The sequence below is a fragment of the Shewanella sp. Shew256 genome, assembly GCF_002196695.1.
GTDB lineage: Bacteria > Pseudomonadota > Gammaproteobacteria > Enterobacterales > Shewanellaceae > Shewanella > Shewanella mangrovisoli.
Window position 1 is genome coordinate 1 of record NZ_NAJR01000021.1, and the last position, 17,497, is coordinate 17,497.

The following is a 17,497-nucleotide window of genomic DNA, read 5'->3' on the forward strand; positions in this document are numbered from 1 at the left end:
GTAATAATTTTTTAAGGATCGCCTCTTTACGTTCTGGTGAATACCGAGCCATTTTGTTCTCTTTTGCCGCACCCTGTCTTTAAAAATAATGATTATTTAGGGGTGACAACAATCCTGACACAGGGGGGTAGCCTTAAGTTGCGTTAGTTCTTGTGAGTTTGCAGATGTGATAACTATTGCTTTTACCCGTGCGTTGCTGGGCACTAGCTGTGATTTATCGAACAGTGCTGATTTATAATAAACGTGCTTATTCCCCTGGTTTCTTTTCTCCAAAAATCCCACATTGACCAGCTTTGCACAAGCACGACGCACCAGCTGATCTATATCTTTTGGCGATACTGAAGAATTTGCCTCTATTATCAAGTTTTTTATCTGAGTAATAGTGAATTTTTCAAGCTCTACGGCAATGATAATACTAAACAAAATTTCATTTATACGGATTAATTTTATAGCCACGGTTTTTACCAATAGTTTTTAATTTCAATGCTTAACGAGCCACTCCATGACATTTTGTTACGCTTAAATCAACAGAGTCTTCATTGATAGGTAACTTGATATTACTTAGCTCAGATTAAATCTTGACAACAAGCCCTAAAAAGCTGTGGTAGAGGAATAAAGTCTCATACTAAGTAATAAAGATTCATACTGAGTATTAAAGTATCATACTAGAGTGGCGGCGCTCACATAGGTACGCTGCCATTTCTAAATCCCTTATGCCCCAAACCGATTTAACTATAAGCAACTTCATCTGCAAACAAGACTAGAGTTTGCAATACTTGAATTAATCTGAAAGGAAAACTGAACTGTTCTATGCCCTATAAAGTTGTGTGCTTCATAAAGCATAAAAACGTCATGCATAGGCTGGCGTTAGGATTTTATGGACGCACTCGCTTCGTATAAATGATAGCGGCGACATACTTAATTCTCGTGGTACTCATCTTGTTTTAGACGCTTGAGGATGCAACAGTCGCTAACATGGTGGTTATCGCAGGATACTAAGGATGAAAGTGAAGCCTCTAGCTTGGCCAGCTCCCGCTGAGTTTGGCGAATTCGTTCGAGTTGCTCCGCAATGATCTCATCGACTACTGCGCAAGAGTTGTGAAGATGCTGCTGGACTTCTACCAGACGACGAATGTCGCTCAGGGCAATATTCAACGCTCTGCAGCGGCGGATAAAAATGAGGGTATCCACATCCTGCGGGGCGTAGTACCGGTAACCATTGGCCATTCGCTTTGGGGGAGGCAACAATCCTTCATGCTCATAGAAACGGATCGTTTTTACAGGAACCTGTGAGGCGGATGCCAGTTCGCTGATTTTCATCTTGACCTTCCAGTAACTGTAAGCTTTAGCCTTGCATCATACCACTTACTAATTATTAAACGCTATAGGACATACCTATGCCTCACTTATCGCCCTTAGCCTTGCTGTTATTATCCTTGGTCGCCACTTCATCCTATGGCGCTCCGGTCAATGAAAAAGACAAACACGCCGCAGAGCTGGTCAGCCAGCATGAACATGAAGCCTCCCATGAACAAGATAGCCATGATGACAAACATACCGATGAACACGGTGACGATCATGACGAGGGAATGGAACGAATTTTGGTTCAGTCCACTCGTTTAGGACGGATAGTTGATGATCAGCCCATGAGGGTTGAAGTGGTCACTCACGAGGAAATCGAAGAAAAGGCGGCTATGCGGCCAGGAAACATTTCCATGATGTTAGCAGAAACGGGTGGGGTACGAGTGCAAACCACTTCACCCGCCCTCGGTAGCGCGAATGTGCGTTTGCAGGGAATGGATGGCCGCTACACTCAATTGCTGGCAGATGGTCTGCCGCTATACGGCAATCAAGCATCATCTCTCGGTTTACTGCAAATTCCGCCTACGGATCTGGGACAGGTAGAGGTTATAAAGGGCTCGGCTTCATCCCTCTATGGTGGCTCGGCTTTAGGCGGGGTTATTAATTTGGTCTCTAGACGACCGGGCGATGAATTTGCTGGCGAGGCACTCCTTAACCTGACCTCTAAAAATGGCCAAGATTTTACGGGTTACGCCGAATCTCCCCTCAGCGACAATCTCAAGGGATCTATTACAGCAGGTGCCCATTATCAAACTATCGAAGACATAGATGCCGATGGCTGGGCCGATCTGCCGGAATACGAACGTTACACCCTGAGACCAAGGCTATTTCATGAAGGTGACAATGGCGATAACCTCTATGTGACTGCTGGCTACATGACTGAAAATCGTCGTGGCGGAACGCTAAATGGGCACACAGTGGCCGATGGTAATCCCTTTGTCGAGACTCAGAACTCAGAGCGGATGGATGCTGGTCTTGTCTATCATAGACCCGTTGCTGATACCTTGACCTTTAGTACCCGCGCCTCCGCCATGGTGCAGGAACATTTCCACGGCTATGGGGTTGATAACGACAACGATAAGCACGGCAATTATTTGCTAGAGACCAGCCTGTCTGGCTATCGCGACAATCTAGATTGGGTGATTGGTGCGGCGTATCAATCAGATACGTTTGAATCGGACAACTATTCCGACTTTGACTATTCTTTCGATGTGCCGGGGCTTTTTGCAATGGTGGACTACAGCTTGATGGAGGATTTGATCGCCTCTGTCAGCGCCCGTATGGATCACCATAGTCAATATGGTACCGAGTTTAGCCCCCGATTCTCGCTCTTGTACCGTGCCGATGGTTTCACAGTACGCGGCTCCTATGGTCAAGGCTATTACGCACCAACCCCATTTGTGGAAGAAATCGAAGCCGCAGGCTTGTCGCGACTTGAGCCTCTTGGGGAGCTCAAGGCAGAAACGGCTCGAACGGCCTCAGTCGATTTTACCTACCGTTTCGATGATTTAGAAACTAGCCTTACCCTGTTTGGTTCGAATATCCGTAATGTGACCGAGCTTGAGGCTTTTTCCTTGGAAAACAATGATACCTTCGACAGAGTCCGTCTAGTCAATGCTGAGGGAGAAAGCCAGATCCGCGGTTCAGAAATGCTGCTACGCTACTACCTGGGCGATCTCAAGCTGACAGCAAGTTACCTTTATCTGGATGCAACCGAGCCGGCTCAAGGTCGAACGTCTCGCCGCGAGATTGCATTGACGCCCAAACACTCCGCAGGATTCGTGGCGATGTGGGAGCAACACGGTAACTTTCGCGCGGGGTTCGAAGCCTATTACACTGGCATTCAACGTTTAAATGACAACCCTTATCTGACCGAGTCTGAACCCTACTGGCATCTTGGCCTGATGGGTGAAATGACCTTTGGCCGCTACAGTTGGTTTATCAATCTGGAGAATCTGCTAGACATTAAACAAAGCGATACTCATCCGCTGCTGTTGCCCGAAAGAGCTCCCGCTGGGCAGTGGACAACTGATATCTGGTCGCGTAACGATGGATTTATTGCCAATGCAGGAGTCAGGATTAAATTCGGTTAAACTCTTATACCTAGATTTGCTCTCACGGATACCGAGCAAAATTAGGGATTAACTTTTAACTCGAAGCATGGGCTTTATTTCTAAAATATCTGTTATTGATTAATATTTTTTGCCATGGTGGCATGCAGTGAATCTGTTCCGACAGCGGCATTCGTGCCGCTAACGGTTAGAGTTGTAGCTACACCTATTTTATTAAAAAGTTTGTGCTCCATTGTTTGTATCGAGCTGACGCAGACGTGTTGGGTCCTGTTCCAATCGATTGACCAAATTTTAATAGTGTTTAATCAGAAATTGCGAATGATAGGTAAAAAATGAGCTCGTGAATCACTCTAGGGTAGAGTGATTTCTGGATCAATCTCACCCAGTCAGGTTCACGCATAAAATTCCGGCATTTTACGCTGGCTTCGGGCTAATACGCTATTGCCCCATTCTTCGTTAGCAAAATGACCTCTAGCTAACTCCAACATCAAAACATTGACCCAATTTTAGTAATACTACAGAGCTCTTGCCTTATCAGTTCTCCAACCGCAATTACGTTAACCAATAAGAAAATGTGGTGCGAGTATCAGTCTGAACGCTGTCAATCAAACTCAATAATGAGCTAGACGTGAGCGTAAAATAATGAGAAATATGAAACAATATTAAGTGATTAGCTTCAGCGGTATAAAAACCGCTACCGCAAAAAAGCAAATTCCTATAGCATCATTTATACCAATTGACATGGATGTGGCAATGGCCAAGTCCAACAAGCGATTTATGCCCTGCAAACAGCGCAGCGCATAAATACTAAGACGTTAGGCCTTTTGTATCCACATAGAATAAGGGAGGCATGTAATTGGGTAGTATTCAAAAAGCAATATCAAGAACAGCAACAGCACAAGTATTCAGAGAAATGGGTGGCAGCGAAAGTAAGCAGCTTGATGCAATCAATCAGTTTAAACAAATGTCTGATAGGCAGTTGGATATGGTTGGATTATATGCTGGTATTACAAAAGAACATTTACCTATCTATAGAAAAATGGTGAGAGGAGAAAAAAATGCATTTGTTGATGGGTTGAATGCATTTACTGATACCTTGCAACCCGGCGATATCATTCTTGTTCTAGGAACTGCGGGAACATCAAAGGCGTTATTAAAAGCTCAGAAGCGTGTGTATTCGAAAGCAAGGTCCAGTCATGTAATAGTATCTCAAATGGATTTTATTTGTGTTGATGCTGTGCCTAAAATTGGAGTTTCACCAAGAGTTATCCCAGATTTATTGAATGGTGTAGAGGCCGATTGGCAGGTTATTCGTTGTAAAGAAGTGACTGATAAACATCATCAAAATATAATGAAGACATGTGCATATTACCTCGAGCAACCTTACCTTATTTTTCCAAGTAAAAAACCAGCTAAAAAATATTCTTACTGCTCTGAGTTGGCCAGAAAAATCTACGTTGAATCAGGTGTGGAAAAATCCAGCATACCCCAAAATAGAATTATTAAGCCTTGCGATTTTGATCAACTCGCAGATGGCAGTCAGTGCTGGGAAGATGTTACCGCTAGTATTAAACCGTATATTGAATTTTGCGTTGCCCACGCTGATCTTTTAAGGTTTATAGCTAAAACGTATATCCAAGGTATCGATCTAAACCGTCAAAGGTTTAAAGAGCGCGCTGAGACGAAGAAGAATACTATTAAACGCATGAAAGCGGGAGAAATCTCGAAAGAAGAGGCTGATAGAATAATTAGTGCAATAAATACAACTGAGAGTTCGCTTAACTATAAGTTTTGGGATTATTCTCAAGCTAAGGCCTCACAAACAATTTAAGAGTGATTCCTCACGTTGAGTGTCGTGGTAGCGTGGCTCACACCTTAATTGGGCATTACCCATAGAAATTTTAATTCGAAACTTACTAATTCGAGCTAAAAGTTTAACTTAGAAATGTCCCAAAGTGAGCTTGTGAGTCAGTCTCTCACAGACAGATTCACGCATAAAGCCCAGAGATCTCGTGTTCGTTGTGTGCTGACATGCTTCTGAACGCCTAAGCTAGTTAGAAGTCAGATATGAGTCAAAATCTGACTATTTATGCAGTTCTGTATGCATAATCGAAGTCTATCGATAAAATCGAGCAATTCGCTTCGAAAACAGCTTAAATCTGCTCGAAAACACACGGTTTCTGCATGTTAAGATTTATTAACATGCAGAAATGGTCTTTTAGAGTGAAAACTAATTATGCTTGTTGTGTCAACGTTGTTTGTTGATCCCTTTAAGGTTCTGACTTAAAAGGTAAAATTTACTAAATAAAAATTAAGAAAGAAATCATAGATATAAGCAAATCATTTTTATTCAATCAGTTCGCCGAACAGTTCCCTGACTTTGGCTTTGGCATCGAACAGCGCAACGCGGCCTTGTTCGGTGATCTCATACACCCGCCGATCCCGTCGACCGGTGCGCTTATGCCGTGAAGTGAGATACCCCTTCTTTTCCAATCTGTGCAGCATGGGGTATAGCGTCCCGGCACTCAGCTCGTAACCGTGGTGGCGTAGCTCTTCGATGATGCCGAGGCCGAAGATGGGTTCTTCGGCTGCGTGATGCAGGATGTGCAAACGGATCAACCCGCCGTAAAGGTCTTTGTCTGTCACGCTAGGAACCTCACAGGGTCAAGCTCAACAACCAGCCCGCAATACCACTGCCAACCACGACCAGCCATGGCGGCAGCTTCCAGAACATCAGGGCAACAAGTGCCACAAGGGCCAAGCCGAAGTCTTGCGGCGCATGAATCGCGCTCGTCCATACTGGTTGATAGAGTGCGGCCAGCAGCAGGCCAACCACGGCCGCATTGATGCCCAACAACGCCGCTTGCGTACGGGTGTTGCGGCGCAGACGTTCCCAGAACGGCAACGCACCCACGACCAGCAGGAAGGACGGCGCAAAGATCGCCAGCATGCAGACCAACCCACCCAACCAGCCGGAGGGGGCCTGGTTCATCGAAGCACCGAGAAACGCCGCGAAGGTGAACAGAGGGCCTGGGACGGCCTGCGCGGCACCGTAGCCTGCCAGAAATGCGTCGTTGCTGACCCAGCCAGAAGGCACCACTTCGGCTTGCAACAGCGGTAGCACGACGTGCCCGCCACCAAAGACCAGTGATCCGGCCCGGTAAAAGGCATCCACCATCGACAACGTCTGATTCGGGAACATGGCTGTCAACAACGGCAACCCCGTCAGCAGCGCAAAGAACAGCGTCAGCCAGATCAAGCCAACACGACGCCGCATGGCAATCGGTAACGGATCGTGCGCTGCGCCCAGCTGAGGTTTGAACAGCAATAGGCCAATGACCGCTGCAACGGCGATAACTCCCACCTGACCCCAAGCGGACGGCACCAGAAGCACAAAGCAGGTTGCCGCCGCCATGACGGTGATGCGCGGTGCGTCAGGACAGAGATTGCGAGCCATCCCCCATACGGCTTGCGCGACCACCGCCGCGGCCACCACCTTCAATCCGTGCAGTACGCCTGACGGCATCGCATCCCCGTAGCTGGCAATGCCCAGCGCAAACAGGATCAGCGCAATCGCTGAAGGCAGCGTGAAACCCGCCCACGCAGCCAACGCCCCGGTATAGCCGGATCGGGACAGCCCAATTGCGATGCCTACCTGACTGCTGGCCGGCCCCGGCAGGAATTGGCAAAGGGCGACCAAATCCGCATAGCTGCGCTCGGTCAGCCACTGCCGCCGCGTCACAAACTCATCGCGAAAGTAGCCCAAATGGGCAATCGGGCCTCCGAAAGAGGTCAGGCCCAATCGGAGAAAGATCAGAAAAACAGCCCATGGGCTGTGGTCAGTCTTCGTGGTATCGGTCATGGTCGCATCTTGATTTCTGGTTTCGTTAGACGATAATAATCGAATTTCGATAACGAAACACGATAAAGAAAGGTACGCATCATGGAGCTCGTTCTGATCGGCCTTGCGGCCCTGCTGACATCTGGGCTGACCTTGTTCTCAGGCTTCGGCTTGGGAACAATCCTGATGCCAGTTTTCGCCCTGTTCTTCCCATTACCATTAGCCATAGCGGCGACTGCTGTGGTGCATTTCACCAACAATCTCTTCAAGTTCGGGCTGATGGCACGGCAAGCCGATTGGCCTGTCGTGGTGAAATTCAGCGTGCCTGCGGCTATCACGGCTATTCTTGGTGCGGCATCCCTGACGTTGTTCGACCGACTGCCAGCCTTGTGGCACTACAGCTTTGCTGACGCGGCTTTTGAGATCACTCCTGTGAAGGCGGTTATCGGCGGTTTGATCGTGCTATTTGCACTGCTGGAACTATCCCCGCGTTTTCAAGCACTGGCCTTTCCTCCACGCTGGCTTTCCGTTGGTGGGGCGCTCTCGGGCTTCTTCGGAGGACTCTCAGGTAATCAGGGGGCATTGCGCTCGGCGTTTCTGTTGAAAGCCGGTTTATCTAAGGATGCGTTCGTAGCTACGGGGGTTGTCTCGGCGGTGATCGTAGATGCCGTGCGCCTAGTAGTGTATGGCACAGCAATGTTGGCAATTCAAACATCACAAATTGATGCTTTAACACTCCCCGTTAGTGTAGCTACAATTTGCGCTTTTCTTGGGACATTGCTTGGGAAACGCTGCTTAAAAAAAGTTACTCTCCCTATCATTCGGTTAATCGTAGCTATAGCAATGTTGGGTATTGGCTTAGGATTAATTTTGGGGTTATTGTAAACAATTTCACTACACTGGCACATTTATTTAACCAATGTTGAATAATTGTTTCTTTGTCACAGTTTTGCTCTTATGAATTTAGTAAATTCATGATATGAATGAAATTGTCATCTTTAATATTTATCTATTCTATGGCTTGGTATTTTTTACTATTGGCTGCGCCATAGTTTTTCGGAATCTGAAATTTAGCCAACTAGCCATTGCATCAGCCCTTCCTGCGTTGGCTGCTTTTGGCTTTATTCATAGCTTCCATGAGTGGTCTGAGCTTTATTTTTTACTTCAAAAAAATCACCTATCTGACGAATGGTCGTTAAATATTCAATTATTTAGAATAATTAAGCTATTGGTTTCATTTCTTGCTCTGATGTGGTTTGCATGGAAGATGCTTGAGATATTAGCTATATCTCAACGCTACTGGTTACGATGGTTAGTTCCTATTTTACTGGCTTTTTATTCTGTAGCCATTTTTACTAACTGGATTGTATTATCAATAGATGAATTCATATATTTTTCTACTTTGATAACTCGATGGGTATTTGGTTTACTTGGCGGAAGTCTTGCTGGTACAGCTTTAATTATTTACGCCAAAGAACTGAAAATAGCAGGACATCAAGGAGCACACTTTTTTTCATATACTGGCTTCGCTTTGATATGCTACGCGCTAGCCGCAGGATTACTCAATACAAAATGGGGTATTTGGGTTCCCGTAGTAAGGACTTGTTGTGGTGCAGGTATACTTATTTACCTATTCAAATCTTTAAAAATATTTGATATCGAATACCTTGAGCAAGTAAATCAACAGCAGAGGAGGATTATGCTGGGTGAAAAAATGAGAGCAATTGGAGAATTAACATCAGGTATTGCTCATGAAATCAAAACACCATTAAGTTATGCCACTCTGGGTTGCGACTTACTAGAGCAACAAATAAATAATAATGAAAATAATAAAAAGCAATTAGAACGTATTCGTTTGGGAATTAACAGGGCAAATCATATCAGTCAAGAAATACTTAATTTCTCTAGGGAACAAGTGGAGGACAAAATTTTTGACATGAGAGGTTCTATTAAGTCAGCATTACAATTATTGAGCTATAGACTTAAAGGCTATCATTTGGAACTATTTTTACCTCAGCCATTAATTGTAAAAGGTGATTCAATAAAAATAGAAGAAGTGTTTGTTAACCTGATCAATAATTCAATTGATGCAGCAGAAGAGAAAAATACAGAAAAAAGAATCTGTATCACTATGGAAAATCATTATGGCACCTTTATTCTCATGATAGAGGATTGGTCTGGCGGTATCGATAGCCATGAAATTCACAAAGCAATGAGTCCATTTTTTACTACAAAGGAATCAGGGAAAGGAACTGGATTAGGCTTAGCAATATGTCAGCAAATTGTCCAGCAGCATAATGGTGAAATCGGTATTAAAAATAGTGTTAATGGTCTAATCGTAAAAATAACCATTCCTGGAGTTACAATATGAAAATATCAATTTTATTAGCTGAAGATGATGCCGAGTTAAATTCTGCTATTTCAGATGTTTTAAATGCAGCTAATTTTGATGTGGTTTCGACAAATACTGCTGAATTAGCATTAGATCTAGCAGAAAATCGTCATTTTGATTTGGCATTATTCGATTTGGTTATGCCAGGCATTACAGGAATTGAAGCTATTACCGCAATAAGAAGAATGCAACCTTGTATAGGCGTAGTTATAACTTCAGCTTTTGCGACTATTGATACAGCTGTAGAGGCAATGAAATGTGGTGCGGATGACTTTTTAACGAAACCATTCAATATGCATACACTTATAACGATGCTAAGGAGAGTACATGCGCAACATCAGCAAAACCAATCAATTGAAATTCCAGATAACGATAAATTATTTTTAGCTTTAGCCAATCCTATCCGTCGAACCGTTTTACAACAGTTGTATATACATAAAAGGCTGAAATTTATGGATTTGTGCCGATTAACTGGTGTGGAAAATCACACGCAGTTTAACTTTCACCTTCGGCAATTAAAACAATCAGGTCTAGTCGAACAAAGTGGGAGCAAGCTCTACTTTTTAACAACAAATGGTCAACATATTGCTCTTTTTGCTCGAAAACCTTTTTGAGTAAAATCATTAAAAAACATATGTTTAAATTGTTTTTGTTAAATTTTTTTATCATAGTAACGATTTCTGTTAAATCCGCTAGACTAGAGAATTGATAGGTGAGCTTGGATACTGATGTTGAGATACTCATAAATGAGTATCCGTCAATAAAATTTATCGGAGCATAATGATGAAAACCAAAACCTATACTTATCGTTCAAGAGCCCCATTTCAAATTTTCTCTATTGAGAGTTCAGGTTAAATTGAAAATCTGCCAAAACTTCTATCTCAATACGGATAAGTTCTAATCGGCAAGTTTATAAGCTTAACCATCTTAATACGCTGTAATCATATTCAATTAAAATCGATTACGCGTCACTTTCACTGTAATATAATTACTAGTGTAGGGAGAACGTTTATGTTTAAAGGTTTTTTACGATACATCGCATGTATTTTTTTTCTTACAATATCAATTTCAGCTGAAGCCGAAGAAAATAAATATATAGGCGATAATCAATGTAAAATGTGTCATAACTCTGTTGCAAATAATTTTACGAATAATATTCATATAAAAGCACATGATAGTGCCTCCAGCACTGGAACGTGTGAGTCTTGTCATGGCCCTGGCGGAAACCATAAAAAATCAAAATCTAAAGAAGATATTCTAAATCCTGCAAAATTAGATAATCAACTGGCGTCAAAACAGTGCTTAAATTGTCATGAAAAGGACGCTCGTCATTGGAATGGAAGTTCCCATGATGCTATGGATGTATCTTGTGTTTCTTGTCATAACATTCATAGCAATAGTAATAAAAATCTACTCATAAAATCATCAATAGATGAAACTTGCTTAAGTTGTCATACAGAGCAAAGAGCTTTTACCTTAAAACGTTCTTCTCATCCCCTCAACGATCTCTCTAGAGCTGATGGGCAGGGCAATATGACCTGCGCAAGTTGTCATAATGCTCATGGCACTCAATCTGAGAGTTTAATTTCTGCAAATTCAGTCAATGATAAATGTTATGAATGCCATGAGGAAATGAAAGCACCTGTTTTATGGGAGCATTCACCCGTAAAAGAAAATTGCTTAAATTGCCATAATCCACATGGTTCTAATCATGAGAATTTACTAGTAGCGAAAGAACCTCGCCTTTGTCAACAATGCCATGAGCAGGGACGGCATCAGACACTTGCTGGTGATACGGATAGCTTTTTCATGACGAATCGTGGTTGCTCAAATTGCCATACTCAAGTACATGGCACTAACCATCCATCTGGCGTTAAGTTAAAAAGATAGATATCACTGAATTTAAGGATAATGTCATGAAAAGTTTATATTTTAAAACAGCATGCACAGTTTCGGTGTGTTGCACAATATTGGGTATGCAAATTGTCTATGCAGAAGATCTATTAGTTTCAGGAAATATGACTCCTGCACTAAATTATTTACATGTTAACGGAGATAAATCTGGTGTAGAAAAATATCGAGATTTGGATGGGGATTTAACTTTCGAAAATTTCTCATTATCAGGTGACAAAAATAATTTTTATTTCAATGTCAGCGGTAAGGATATTGCTCAGAAAGATCAGCAATTTTTGGCTAAAATGGGAGAATACGGCAAGTTTGCATTTTTACTCGACTGGACAGAAATTCCTAGAAACTCTCCGCAGGGCACATATCTTGGCACATTGACTCCTGGTGGATATTGGGCAATTGCTGATGCAACACAAGCAACCTTAGAAAGTAGCTTTACGCCCCTTAATCAACAACCAACAGATGCAGAACAAGACATACTTAAAAATTTTTTAGCTTCGGCTAATAAAGTTGATCTCCAAGTTCAGCGTAAGGAAGGCCGTATAGGTTTTACTTATAGTCCATTAAAAGATCTTGATCTTTATGCTGGATTTAGCCAAAAAACAAAAGAAGGTATGAGAGTCTTTTCAACTGGGGGATATAGTCGTGCTAAAAAGGGAGCGACAAGTCTAGGTGGGCTTGGGGAAAACTTCAGAGCATATGGGCTGGAAGTGCCTGGTTTAGTTGATCAAAAAACTCAAACGGTAGACCTGGGGCTAAAATATACGAAAGACCAGTGGTTTGCTGATGTAAACTATCGTTTTGTTACGTTTGATAATAAATCAGAAACCGTCACTTGGGATAGTCCTTTGATTCTTAATAGTCAAAATTTACCTGGTGGCTCTCCAATCAATCGTTTAGCCCAAACCCCTGATTTTCAGAGTAACAATTTAAGTTTTACAGGTGGAGTTACTGGATTACCACTTCGTAGTCGTTTTACTGCTACTTTCTCACGGGATATGGTAACTCAGGATGAAGATTTCATTCCTTATACAATCAATACGGGCATACTGGATACAGAAGGAAATATAGCTGCAACACGAGTTATGCCAGCTAACAGTTTAGATGGTGAGGCTGTGACGACCTTTGTTAATTTGGTGCTAAACTCCAATCCATTACCTAAAACATCACTGAATTTTCGTTATAAATTATATGATTATGACAATAATAGTGAACGTATTAATTGGGATGGATGGGTAGGTATTGGAGAAACGGTTTGGAAAGACTTTGACTATGTAAATCGAGTTCCAGAGTATAAAAAAACACAGTTTGGAATTGATGGAACTTATAGATTTACCCCTTCAGTAAAGCTTAAGGCTGAGCTATATCAGGTAGCATATGATCGTAACGATCATCGCTCCGCTGATAACAAAGAGGATATTGCGGCGGCCACATTACAAATATCCGCTACTGATTGGTCATTATTGCGTTTTGGATATCGTTATCAAGATAGAAAAATTGACGGTGAATATAATTCAGAAATTGAATTATCGCATGCAAGAGAAGAAACCCATATGTTTGACATGTCTGATAGACAACGGCAATCATTTAATGCCTACTTGGGGTTAGACCCAAGATCAGATATTAATATCGGTTTATCTCTAGCTTATACAGATGATGACTATGAAAAAGAAGGTATTTATGGTCTACAAACTGCTAACGCTTTACTACTAGGGGTAGATATTGGGTACATAATTTCTGAGTCAACACAATTGTCAGCTTATTACAGCAAAGATATTAATGATTCTAATCAATTAAATCGCTCGAAATCTGATGCTGTAGGTGATGGCTCATTTGGTGTACCTGAAAATGATTGGGCTACTGACTTACAAGATGCTACGGATGGTATTGGATTTACACTCGACTCGGTGATTATTCGCGATAAATTGGATATGTCATTAGGGTTGAATTATTCATCAGGTCGAGGTTCTATAGATACTAGCAACCCTAATTATGTTGTTGGTGTCACAACAAGTGGAGCTACAGCACAAATTTTGCCTGAAGTAAAAACGGATATTCTTGAGTTTAAAGCTCAGTTTAATTACAAGTGGACGGAAAAGTTAACTACAGGGTTACGATATTACTATAGTAAATTTGATCTTAGTGATTTTGCTTTAGATAATATGTCAACATACTTAGGTAACCAAAGTGATATTCAAGGTAATTCTCTAAGTCACTTTATTTTTATGGACTCAGTAAATGATGATTATGAATCTCACTTTATAGGGGTAACTTTAGGTTATAACTTCTAAGTCTTGAATGTTCAGGCTAGCGCAGAAGTGTCCAGTCTTTCGAATGGACACTTTTATTTTTTGTCAAATAAAAGTGTTACATCTGTAAATTTACAGCTTATGCTTGATTCAGCGTTTATGTGATGGGCACACATATTTTCTAGTTTTTGAATCGCCACTATTTCACTAGACAACTTTTAGCCTCATTAAAATACTGACGTTCATACTCTAACCGTGATAAGCCATGATTGGAACTATGCTGCCGTTTAGGGTTATAAAACATTAAAAATATCACTTTTAGCCGCTTCTCTTGTCGGATAGATCTTCCGTTTAATCCGCTCACGTTTTAACTGCTGAAAGAAGCTCTCTGCCACAATATTATCATGGCAATTATCGCGTTGACTCATGCTACCTTCCAATCCATGTGCGGTCAGAAATTCACCCCAGTCATGGCTAGTATATTTGCTTCCCTGATCTAAATGGACTAACACTTTACCTGTAGGCTTACGACGCCACACAGCCATTAAAAGCGCGTCTAATGCCAATTCTTTGGTTATTCTGCTGCCCATCGACCACCAAATAATACGATGAGAAAATAAGTCCATCACTGATCTGATACTTTGCTAAACTGTACTAGCTCAGACTTTACCCGAAAGGTAGATTGGGATTCGAATCCCCACCCAACCATCATTTCTTGTGATTATCATTCCTGCGCCGACATCTACTTCACAATTTGCAGTACTAGAACCCAACTACGCGCCGCAAGCTTGCTCTGTCGAGCCAGTGAGTAAGGCGTTTAACCATAGAAATTCTTATGCGAAATACACCTGAAACAGCCGGCGTACTGACACGCTTTTGTCCCGAAGTGAGCTACAACGAGTATGATACTTTAATCCTCAGTTGTAGTTTGATTCGGACTTGGTGGGAGCAATTAGTATGAATCTTTATTTTGGGACATGTTTAGTCTTAAACGGTTCGAGCAGGGTTGCTTGACTGCATAGTATGAAACTTTATTCCTCTCCTACAAAAGCTAAGGATTCCTTAGTATACCTTAAGTCAAAAAACTAAGACAATCTGAGTTATCAAAGGACAAATTATGTTGAAGCTGTGGCCGATAAAATTATCAATCCATTACCTCTCAGGCTCAAACAAGCTCGCATTGCTAAGGGGATTAGTCAAAAACAGCTGGGTATCCAGCTAGGTATGGAAGTGGGCACTGCGAGTGCGCGTATGAATCAGTACGAAAAAGGCAAGCATACACCTGACTACCAGACTTTAAAGGCTATCGCTGATGAATTAGGTGTGCCAGTCGCTTACTTTTTTTGTGAGTCGGAAAGCACGGCTAAATTGCTATGTTTACTTGAAAAAATGACAGAAGAAGAAAAGTCCAATTTGATAGAGCAAATCACAAAATCATAAAATAGTTGTGGTGATTTTTAGCTAGATTTGAATCTGTCCGTTTCTGGAGATAGCTCATCGTACTTCCGTTATTAGTGGGAGGTTATCGAAGTTGCGTAGGGCTGCCGTAACCGTGCTTCTATGCTGTTAAGCTAATTCTGTTAAGTAGCAAGTCAAGTAGGAAAAGGAAAATACCATATCTCAGTCGAAAGTTCTTAGCTGAGCTGATGTAGCTTTAAGTTTTCCCAAATAGAAAGATAGTAAGTACTGCCAAGGTGGTTAATTGTGAAAAATAAAGTTAAAGGCATTTCATTTCAGGGTAACCGCATGAACGTTTTTCGCTCAATGCAAGAGTGTATTTAAAGCAGTAACGGTTCAATATTTAAGCGTGTCGAGATTCGTTTTTTCGTAGTTGAAGAACGAGTTGATCCAATTGCTCAAAAGTTGCACATACGTGCGGTCGCCCTGCATTTCATTTGCAGCAGTTAAAGCTGCGGCATTCAAGGACCCAGTTGTTCTCGAAGCTTACTTGCTTGAAAAAGCCTCAGAATCAAATCGGATTGATATTGAATTGTTCATGACTAAGCTCAAGGTGGTTTTAAGTGATCTTCCTCAGAAGGATATTGAGGTGTGTGATTTGGCCAATGAGTTAGGAATTGTTTTGGCCTCAGTATTGGGTAATGAAAAACATACCGAAAAAGAGTGTCTTAAGGGGATTAGACATGGCTTTTCACTGACTAGAACGACATAATTTTTAGTCTACATATATGCTCATCAATATTAGCTCATCACTGTTGCATGTTTGGATCTTTCTGGTTTGTGCTTCAGACACGGATATTTACATTGTTCTTGAGTTTTTATTAGTAGTTTCCGTTTCGCTAATCTACGGTTATAACTCATTCTATGTGGTGGTTATACGCCTATTTTCCTTCTTCTTAATGCAAAGTTCCTCTTGTGGAGGCCGCTGGTAAATTTGCAACACAAAATGATTACCGCGCTACTCTCTTCAAAATAGAATGTAGGCTAGATTCACTTGCTTGCAACATTTTATAGTGTTATCAATAAACTAACTCTAAAATTTCAGTGAAATCGCATTATGAATGAGTCTCGTCTACAAACACTGTTTACCGTATTGCCAGTCATTTCTGCGGCATTGTATTTTATGGGAATTACGTATCATCAGAGTTATCTCGCGGTGTTTGGCCTTGATGATTCACAGTTCCCACTCGCATCAGATAAATCTCTAGTGTCTGGATTCCTTGCTTTGATGATATTTAGTTTCAAGCCAATGCTGTACGCGATAATAGCTGTTTGCACATTGGTTTTTACGGTGATTGTTACAGCAGTACTCTCTTCTTATCCAAAGGTTAAACATTGGCAATCTATTATTCTTGCCCGATTAGCTTCGTTAAAACTAAAAAATAGCCCTTCAGAAGCTATGCACAATCTCGTAGATAAGAGCACAATCATTTATGGATACAGTGTTGGTATCTTTTTATTGGTGCTTTCTTTTGTGTTAGTTACTGTTCTATCTGGAAAAATTGGCAAAGAACAGGCCGTTAAAGAAATAGGCCTGTTCAACGATAAGGTTGGGGCGTATGCCATGCTTCATTCAAAGTTGCTCCCAACCCCCATACGTGTGAAGCAGATCATCTGTAGTCCAATTCATTGTGCCTTTTGGCTTGGTAATGAGACCTTGGTTATTCGGCATGATAGTGTTGAGCGTGCTCTAATGTATAACCCCGCAATACAGGGGATGCAAAAAGAGAATTAATGGTGCGCGTTTTAATCGCCTCATGAGCTAAATGCGTATTAAATGTTAAGCCATATAGGAGAATGCGTATGTCGAAGAAGCCTTCTGGTATTTTTAACGAAACAAACTTCGTTTTCGGCTCAAAAAGTGATTTCAAGGACGCATATCCTGAAATTCAGGAGATGTTTATTCATGTTACAGAGTTAGAGAGCCTAATCTGGATGAAGGAACAGGTGACACATCATCTCACACTAGAGCGCCCCGGCGGTGAATACATTGATTGCACCAATCCATCATGTGAAGGTGGAGGTTTTTCAATGGGTAATATTTTACGTGAAGCGATAAGCGGCAAGAAAGAAAAAATAGAGAAAAATATATCCTGTCATGGTGCTGAAACATCAGGAAGACGGTGTATGCATGCTTTTAAAGTCAGTGGTTCTGTCAAGTACAAAGCTTAATAAAGCGCAACTATTCGTAATTCTTTTGTCGTCGTAATTCTTC

At 41.8% G+C, this 17,497-nt stretch carries 15 protein-coding genes and 1 pseudogene; 11 read left to right on the top strand and 5 right to left on the bottom strand.

Features of this window, described 5'->3' with window-relative positions; all coding sequences use genetic code 11:
• Positions 1–96: 96 nt before the first annotated feature.
• Positions 97–456 (bottom strand): hypothetical protein, encoded by a 360-nt coding sequence (locus B5P39_RS22440; protein ID WP_176400022.1) that lies wholly within the window; start codon positions 454–456, stop codon positions 97–99.
• A 462-nt stretch (positions 457–918) separates the two neighbouring features.
• Positions 919–1,320: a MerR family transcriptional regulator gene (locus B5P39_RS22445; RefSeq protein ID WP_088212990.1), complete on the bottom strand. Its 402-nt coding sequence runs from the start codon at positions 1,318–1,320 to the stop codon at positions 919–921.
• Positions 1,321–1,397: 77 nt separating this feature from the next.
• On the opposite strand from B5P39_RS22445, the gene B5P39_RS22450 reads away from it, so the two are divergent.
• Together B5P39_RS22450 and B5P39_RS22460 are read left to right on the top strand one after the other, a co-directional pair.
• Positions 1,398–3,455, top strand: coding sequence for a TonB-dependent receptor plug domain-containing protein (locus B5P39_RS22450; protein WP_088212991.1), 2,058 nt, complete (start codon positions 1,398–1,400; stop codon positions 3,453–3,455).
• A gap of 835 nt (positions 3,456–4,290) precedes the next feature.
• Positions 4,291–5,265, top strand: a complete 975-nt coding sequence (locus B5P39_RS22460; protein WP_088212992.1) for a YiiX/YebB-like N1pC/P60 family cysteine hydrolase — start codon at positions 4,291–4,293, stop codon at positions 5,263–5,265.
• Positions 5,266–5,780: 515 nt separating this feature from the next.
• On the opposite strand, the gene B5P39_RS22465 is transcribed toward B5P39_RS22460, so the two are convergent.
• Both B5P39_RS22465 and chrA read right to left on the bottom strand, forming a co-directional pair.
• Positions 5,781–6,080 (bottom strand): PadR family transcriptional regulator, encoded by a 300-nt coding sequence (locus B5P39_RS22465; RefSeq protein ID WP_088212993.1) that lies wholly within the window; start codon positions 6,078–6,080, stop codon positions 5,781–5,783.
• A 10-nt stretch (positions 6,081–6,090) separates the two neighbouring features.
• A complete protein-coding gene (gene chrA / locus B5P39_RS22470; RefSeq protein ID WP_088212994.1) occupies positions 6,091–7,296 on the bottom strand; it encodes a chromate efflux transporter in 1,206 nt (401 codons plus the stop codon).
• Positions 7,297–7,377: 81 nt separating this feature from the next.
• On the opposite strand from chrA, the gene B5P39_RS22475 reads away from it, so the two are divergent.
• The 5 genes from B5P39_RS22475 (at position 7,378) to B5P39_RS22495 (ending at position 13,866) form a co-directional block, all read left to right on the top strand.
• A complete protein-coding gene (locus tag B5P39_RS22475; protein ID WP_088212995.1) occupies positions 7,378–8,160 on the top strand; it encodes a sulfite exporter TauE/SafE family protein in 783 nt (260 codons plus the stop codon).
• A gap of 94 nt (positions 8,161–8,254) precedes the next feature.
• Positions 8,255–9,646: a sensor histidine kinase gene (locus B5P39_RS22480; protein ID WP_088212996.1), complete on the top strand. Its 1,392-nt coding sequence runs from the start codon at positions 8,255–8,257 to the stop codon at positions 9,644–9,646.
• Entirely contained in the window at positions 9,643–10,281 is a 639-nt protein-coding gene (locus tag B5P39_RS22485) for a response regulator (RefSeq protein ID WP_088212997.1), read from the top strand. Before B5P39_RS22480 ends, B5P39_RS22485 begins: the two co-directional genes overlap by 4 nt.
• A 397-nt stretch (positions 10,282–10,678) precedes the next feature.
• On the top strand, positions 10,679–11,557 hold the full coding sequence (locus tag B5P39_RS22490; protein ID WP_088212998.1) for a DmsE family decaheme c-type cytochrome: 879 nt from the start codon (positions 10,679–10,681) through the stop codon (positions 11,555–11,557).
• 26 nt (positions 11,558–11,583) lie between these two features.
• Positions 11,584–13,866 (top strand): MtrB/PioB family decaheme-associated outer membrane protein, encoded by a 2,283-nt coding sequence (locus B5P39_RS22495; protein ID WP_088212999.1) that lies wholly within the window; start codon positions 11,584–11,586, stop codon positions 13,864–13,866.
• Between the two features lie 157 nt (positions 13,867–14,023).
• Here B5P39_RS22495 and B5P39_RS22500 read toward each other — a convergent pair.
• Positions 14,024–14,453 (bottom strand): annotated as a pseudogene (locus B5P39_RS22500) (DDE-type integrase/transposase/recombinase); the annotation flags it as partial.
• A 499-nt stretch (positions 14,454–14,952) separates the two neighbouring features.
• On the opposite strand from B5P39_RS22500, the gene B5P39_RS22505 reads away from it, so the two are divergent.
• The 4 genes from B5P39_RS22505 to B5P39_RS22520 all read left to right on the top strand — a co-directional run bounded on the left by B5P39_RS22505 (position 14,953) and on the right by B5P39_RS22520 (position 17,454).
• Positions 14,953–15,264 (top strand): helix-turn-helix domain-containing protein, encoded by a 312-nt coding sequence (locus B5P39_RS22505; RefSeq protein ID WP_088213000.1) that lies wholly within the window; start codon positions 14,953–14,955, stop codon positions 15,262–15,264.
• 403 nt (positions 15,265–15,667) lie between these two features.
• On the top strand, positions 15,668–15,994 hold the full coding sequence (locus B5P39_RS22510) for a hypothetical protein (protein WP_254915845.1): 327 nt from the start codon (positions 15,668–15,670) through the stop codon (positions 15,992–15,994).
• 345 nt (positions 15,995–16,339) lie between these two features.
• A complete protein-coding gene (locus B5P39_RS22515) occupies positions 16,340–17,017 on the top strand; it encodes a hypothetical protein (RefSeq protein WP_088213001.1) in 678 nt (225 codons plus the stop codon).
• Positions 17,018–17,085: 68 nt separating this feature from the next.
• Positions 17,086–17,454: a hypothetical protein gene (locus B5P39_RS22520; RefSeq protein WP_088213002.1), complete on the top strand. Its 369-nt coding sequence runs from the start codon at positions 17,086–17,088 to the stop codon at positions 17,452–17,454.
• Positions 17,455–17,497: the final 43 nt, after the last annotated feature.

What these genes read in the sequence shown, in the direction of transcription:
- B5P39_RS22445 (WP_088212990.1), bottom strand. Translation starts at nt 1,320, where the DNA reads ATGAAAATCAGCGAACTGGCATCCGCCTCACAGGTTCCTGTAAAAACG.
- B5P39_RS22450 (WP_088212991.1), top strand. Translation starts at nt 1,398, where the DNA reads ATGCCTCACTTATCGCCCTTAGCCTTGCTGTTATTATCCTTGGTCGCC.
- chrA (WP_088212994.1), bottom strand. Translation starts at nt 7,296, where the DNA reads ATGACCGATACCACGAAGACTGACCACAGCCCATGGGCTGTTTTTCTG.
- B5P39_RS22475 (WP_088212995.1), top strand. Translation starts at nt 7,378, where the DNA reads ATGGAGCTCGTTCTGATCGGCCTTGCGGCCCTGCTGACATCTGGGCTG.
- B5P39_RS22480 (WP_088212996.1), top strand. Translation starts at nt 8,255, where the DNA reads ATGAATGAAATTGTCATCTTTAATATTTATCTATTCTATGGCTTGGTA.
- B5P39_RS22485 (WP_088212997.1), top strand. Translation starts at nt 9,643, where the DNA reads ATGAAAATATCAATTTTATTAGCTGAAGATGATGCCGAGTTAAATTCT.
- B5P39_RS22490 (WP_088212998.1), top strand. Translation starts at nt 10,679, where the DNA reads ATGTTTAAAGGTTTTTTACGATACATCGCATGTATTTTTTTTCTTACA.
- B5P39_RS22495 (WP_088212999.1), top strand. Translation starts at nt 11,584, where the DNA reads ATGAAAAGTTTATATTTTAAAACAGCATGCACAGTTTCGGTGTGTTGC.
- B5P39_RS22515 (WP_088213001.1), top strand. Translation starts at nt 16,340, where the DNA reads ATGAATGAGTCTCGTCTACAAACACTGTTTACCGTATTGCCAGTCATT.
- B5P39_RS22520 (WP_088213002.1), top strand. Translation starts at nt 17,086, where the DNA reads ATGTCGAAGAAGCCTTCTGGTATTTTTAACGAAACAAACTTCGTTTTC.